Origin of the sequence: Halomonas halmophila, assembly GCF_006540005.1 — a bacterium.
GTDB lineage: Bacteria > Pseudomonadota > Gammaproteobacteria > Pseudomonadales > Halomonadaceae > Halomonas > Halomonas halmophila.
This window is the reverse complement of record NZ_BJOC01000057.1, coordinates 1-5594: the sequence shown is the minus strand read 5'-3', so window position 1 is coordinate 5594 and position 5594 is coordinate 1. Positions and strand designations below refer to the sequence as shown.

The following is a 5594-nucleotide window of genomic DNA, read 5'->3' as shown; positions in this document are numbered from 1 at the left end:
TAAACACCCTCTGAGCGCCCGCAGTACATGCCCCTACGCAAAAGCCGCCCTCGAAGGGGCGGCTTGCATGGTGCTGGCGAATGCCGCAGCGACTCAGAGGGAAAGCACCTTGTCGCCGCGGGCGATTCCGGAGACCCCGGTACGCGCCACCTCGTGAATGCCCACCGGCGCCATGGCCTGCAGGAAGGCATCCAGCTTCTCGGCATCGCCGGTAATCTGCACCGTGTACAGGCTCGGCGTCACGTCGACGATCTGCGCACGGAAGATATCCACGGTGCGCTTGACCTCGTCCCGCGCCGCGCCCAGTGCCTTGACCTTGACCAGCATCAGCTCGCGCTCGATATGACTGCCCTCGGTCAGATCCACCAGCTTGACCACATCGATCAGCTTGTTGAGGTGCTTGGTGATCTGCTCGATGACGCGGTCGTCCCCCACGGTGGTCACCGTCAGACGCGACAGCGTCTCATCCTCGGTGGGTGCCACGTTGAGCGTTTCGATATTGAAATTGCGTTGGGAAAACAGACCCACCACGCGAGACAGGGCGCCCGGTTCGTTTTCCATCAGAATCGAGATGATATGGCGCATCAGCTCCGCTCCGTCTTGGAAAGCAGCATGTCACGCATGGAGCCCAGGGGCACCTGCATCGGATAGACGTGCTCGTGCGGGTCGACCATGACGTCGAGGAACACCAGCTCGTGCTTGTCGGCAAAGGTCCGCTCCAGCGCCGGCTCGAGCTCCTCCATGGTTTCCACCCGCAGCGCGGTAAAGCCATAGGCCTCGATGAGTTGCTGAAAATTGGGCAGCGACTCCATGTAGGAATGCGCATGCCGGGACTTGTAGTTCAGGTCCTGCCACTGACGCACCATGCCGAGCGAGGCATTGTTGACGTTGATGATCTTCACCCCGCCGCCGAACTGCTTACAGGTCGACAGCTCCTGCATCATCATCTGGAAACTGCCCTCGCCGGTGATGCAGACCACCTGCTCATCGGGGTAGTTATGCTTGATGCCCATGGCGGCCGGGAAGCCGAAGCCCATGGTGCCGAGTCCACCCGAGGTAATGAAGCGATTGGGCTTGTCGAACTTGTAGTACTGCGCCGCGAACATCTGGTGCTGGCCGACATCCGTGGTGACGTAGGCCTCGCCCCGCGTCAGGCGACAGATGGCCTCGATGACTTCCTGAGGCTTGAGCAGCTCGCCTTCCTTCGAGGCTTCGTACAACTTGCCACGCCGCTCTTCGCGCCAGCCGTCGATGGTCTTCCACCAGTCGGCCAGTGCCTCAGGATCGGCCACTTCGCGGCCCTGCAGCAGGCTGATCATCTCGTTGATGACACTCTGGGCCGGGCCCACGATCGGCACGTCGGCGCGCACGGTCTTGGAGACCGAGCTCGGATCGATATCCACATGGATGATCTTGGCCGTCGGGCAGAACTTCGAGGTGTTGTTGGTCACGCGGTCATCGAAGCGCGCCCCGACCGCGATGATCAGATCGGCATGGTGCATGGCCATGTTCGACTCGTAGGAGCCGTGCATGCCCAGCCAGCCCAGGCACTGGTCGTCGCTCTGCGGAAAGGCGCCGATGCCCATCAGGGTCGTGGTGATCGGGTGTCCGAGGCGCTTGACGAGATCGGTCAGCCCCTCGCAGGCACGTCCCGTGACCACGCCACCGCCGGTATAGAAGACCGGACGACGCGCCTTGAGCATCAGCTCGACGGCCTTCTTGATCTGGCCGGTATGACCGCGCGCCACCGGGTTGTAGGAGCGCATCTTGACCTTTTTCGGATAGACGTACTCATGGCGCTCGGTCGGCGTGGTCATATCCTTGGGGATATCCACCACCACCGGACCGGGACGACCGGTCGACGCCAGGTAGTACGCCTTGCGCAGGACTTCCGGAATTTCGGAAGGATGACGGATCGTGAAGCTGTGTTTCACGATCGGCCGGGTCACACCGACGATATCGGTTTCCTGAAAGGCATCATCGCCGATCAGATGGCTCATCACCTGGCCACAGAGCACGACCATCGGAATGGAATCCATGTAGGCCGTGGCGATGCCGGTCACCGCATTGGTGGCACCGGGGCCCGAGGTCACCAGTACCGTGCCCGGCTTGCCGGAAGCCCGGGCATAGCCGTCGGCCGCATGAGTGGCGGCCTGCTCATGGCGAACCAGGATGTGCTTGACCTTGTCCTGGCGGAACAGGGCGTCATAGATATGCAGCGCCGCGCCGCCCGGATAGCCGTAAATGTATTCGACGCCCTCATCCTGCAGGAAGCGGGCGATCATGTCCGCGCCGGAAAGCAATTCCACAGATGTTTCTCCCCTGGAGGTCTCGAGTGCAATAAGCGTCCATCGGACGCCAGTTCGAGTGCGGCGGTATGCCGCTGCCGGACACGCCGGCACCTGATGCCAAACCCTGGCGTTTTTAGGCCCGGTTAGGGCCAGCACTCTCGTCGGGAAGGCTGATCGAGCACTGCGCGTCAGCCCTTCCCTCTCACGGCGGATCACCGCTTCGGGGGCATTGGCCAGGTCGGGCGGTTAGCCCTGACCCGGAAGTCCTTCGGCGGGTAAAGGCCTGCGGCCTACCCTTCGCGCGGAGGTGGGGGATTGCCCGCTGAATTCCACGCCCGTATCAGGAACCGTCAAGGTTCCAATAGCAGCCACGAAGTGTCAACCTCGGGTGGCCGCCGAAGGCACCGAAAAGCCCGCATGGCCTGACCTCCACACACAAGGGCGCCCGCTCGGTCGGGCTGACCGGCGGGCGTCAGTGGCAGGCCGGGGCCACCCCTGGGGGCAGTCACCGGCCGGATGGCACGGTTTCAGTGGCGGAAGGTCAGGCGGTCCCCGTCGAGTTCGATCCGTACCGTCTCGCCCGGCACAAAGTGCCCGGCCAGCAGATCCTCGGCCAGCGGGTTCTCGATCCGGCTCTGAATGGCCCGCTTCAATGGCCGCGCGCCGAACACCGGATCGAACCCGGCCTCCGCCAGCTGTGCCAGGGCCTCGTCGGAGACTTCCAGCCCCAGCTGATGCTCGGCCAGGCGCGAGCGCAGATGCTCGAGCTGGATACCGGCGATGGCCTGAATCTGCGCCTGCGCCAGCGAGTGGAAGACCACCACCTCGTCGATGCGGTTGATCAGCTCGGGACGGAAATGCGTGCCGACCACCTCCATGACCCGGGACTTCATCTGCGCATAATCATCCTCGGCGCCCATGCGCTGAATGATGTCGGAGCCCAGGTTGGAGGTCATCACGATCACGGTGTTGCGGAAGTCCACGGTACGCCCCTGGCCATCCGTGAGCCGACCATCCTCCAGCACCTGCAGCAGGATGTTGAAGACATCCGCATGCGCCTTTTCGACCTCGTCGAGCAGCAGCACGGAGTACGGCTTGCGGCGCACGGCTTCGGTCAGGTAGCCACCCTCTTCATAGCCCACATAGCCCGGCGGCGCGCCGATCAAGCGGGCCACGGAGTGCTTCTCCATGAACTCCGACATGTCGATGCGCACCATGGCTTCCTGGGTATCGAACAGGAAGCCGGCCAGTGACTTGCACAACTCGGTCTTGCCGACCCCGGTCGGCCCGAGGAACAGGAAGGAGCCATTGGGCCGATGGGGATCCGCCAGGCCGGCGCGTGAGCGCCGTACGGCGTTGGAGACCGCGTGCACTGCTTCATCCTGACCGATCACCCGCTCGTGCAACGCCTCTTCCATGCGTAGCAGCTTGTCGCGCTCGCCCTCGAGCATCTTGGACACCGGGATGCCGGTCCAGCGCGACACCACTTCGGCGATCTCTTCCTCGGTGACATTGGAGCGCAGCAGACGATGCTCGGAGGTGTCGGCCTCCTCCTCGCTGCTCTCGGCGATCTTGCGCTCCAGATCGGGGATCACCCCGTACTGCAGCTCCGACATCCGCCCCAGGTCGCCCTGGCGTCGCGCCTGCTCGAGGTCGATGCGCGCCTTGTCGAGCTCATCCTTGAACTGTGCCGCGCCCTGGATGCTGGCCTTCTCGGCCTTCCAGATCTCGTCCAGGTCGGCATACTCCCGCTCCAGCTCACCGATCTGCTCCTCGAGGCCGGCGAGACGCTGGCGGGAGGCCTCGTCACTCTCCTTCTTGAGGTGCTCGCGCTCCATCTTGAGCTGGATCAGGCGACGGTCGAGTCGATCCATCTCCTCCGGCTTGGAGTCGAGTTCCATGCGGATACGCGAAGAGGCCTCATCGATCAGATCGATAGCCTTGTCGGGCAGCTGGCGATCGGTAATGTAACGCGTCGACAGCTTGGCCGCGGCGATGATGGCGCCATCGGTGATGTCCACGCCATGATGCACCTCATAGCGCTCCTTGAGACCGCGCAGGATGGCGATGGTATCCGCCTCGCTGGGCTCGTCGACCTGCACCTTCTGGAAGCGACGCTCCAGGGCCGCATCCTTCTCGATGTAGCGACGATACTCGTCCAGCGTGGTGGCCCCGACACAGTGCAGCTCGCCGCGGGCCAGCGCCGGCTTGAGCATGTTGCCGGCATCCATGGCGCCATCCGCCCTACCGGCGCCGACCATGGTGTGCAACTCGTCGATGAACAGGATGACGCGCCCTTCTTCCTCGGCCAGCTCCTTGAGCACCGCCTTGAGACGCTCCTCGAACTCGCCACGGAACTTCGCGCCGGCCAGCAGTGCGCCCATATCCAGCGATAGCACACGCTTGTCCTTGAGGCCTTCCGGCACCTCGCCATCGACGATACGCTGTGCCAGCCCCTCGACGATGGCGGTCTTGCCCACCCCGGGCTCGCCGATCAGCACCGGGTTGTTCTTGGTGCGCCGTTGCAGCACCTGGATGGCGCGCCGGATCTCGTCGTCACGGCCGATGACCGGATCGATCTTGCCACTGGTCGCGCGCTCGGTGAGGTTCAGGGTGTACTTGTCCAGCGCCTCGCGCTGCCCTTCCGCATCGGGGTCGTCGACCCTGGCACCGCCGCGCACGCTATTGACCGCCGTCTCCAGCGACTGACGCGACAGCCCCGCCTGGGTCAGCACCTTGCTGACCGCATGACGCATGTCCAGCGCCGCCAGCAGCACCAGCTCGCTGGCGATATACTGATCACCACGCTTCTGCGCCTCGCGGTCCGTCAGGTTGAAGAGCTTGACCAGATCGCGGGACGGCTGCACCTCACCGTCGAAGTCCCCCACCCTGGGCAGGTCGTCCAGATGGCTCTTCAAGGCATCGCGCAGCCGCGTCGCATCGCCCCCGGCCTTCTGGATCAGCGCCTTGACGCCGGTATCACTGGCATCCAGCAAGGCCATCAGCAGATGCCCCGGCTCGAGCTGGTTATGCCCCTGCCCCACGGCCAGGGACTGGGCATCCGCCACCGCATTCTGCAACTTGGCAGTGAATTTATCGAAACGCATTCGTAATCCTCCATCGGGGTAACGGCGCGTTCGGACGCGCCGCCTGACCCTGTCAATGTGTCTTGACAGAAGAGATGGAGTCTGGTGGCGGGGTTTTCAAGGTAGGGGAAGAGGGAAGAGGGAAGAGGGAAGAGGGAAGAGGGAAGAGGGAAGAGGGAAGAGGGAAGAGGGAAGAGGGAAGAGGGAAGAGGGAAGA

At 63.7% G+C, this 5594-nt stretch carries 3 protein-coding genes; all 3 read right to left on the bottom strand.

All coding sequences use genetic code 11. The features are described 5' to 3' along the window. Nucleotides 1-93: 93 nt before the first annotated feature. The 3 genes from ilvN to clpB all read right to left on the bottom strand — a co-directional run bounded on the left by ilvN (nt 94) and on the right by clpB (nt 5398). Complete coding sequence (gene ilvN / locus HHA01_RS14420; RefSeq protein ID WP_013331089.1) at nt 94-585, bottom strand: acetolactate synthase small subunit; 492 nt, start codon at nt 583-585, stop codon at nt 94-96. Then, nucleotides 585-2309: an acetolactate synthase 3 large subunit gene (locus HHA01_RS14415; protein ID WP_141321939.1), complete on the bottom strand. Its 1725-nt coding sequence runs from the start codon at nt 2307-2309 to the stop codon at nt 585-587. The genes ilvN and HHA01_RS14415 overlap by 1 nt, the downstream gene beginning before the upstream one ends. A 509-nt stretch (nt 2310-2818) precedes the next feature. Continuing rightward, nucleotides 2819-5398: an ATP-dependent chaperone ClpB gene (gene clpB, locus HHA01_RS14410; RefSeq protein ID WP_141321936.1), complete on the bottom strand. Its 2580-nt coding sequence runs from the start codon at nt 5396-5398 to the stop codon at nt 2819-2821. Nucleotides 5399-5594 lie beyond the last annotated feature (196 nt).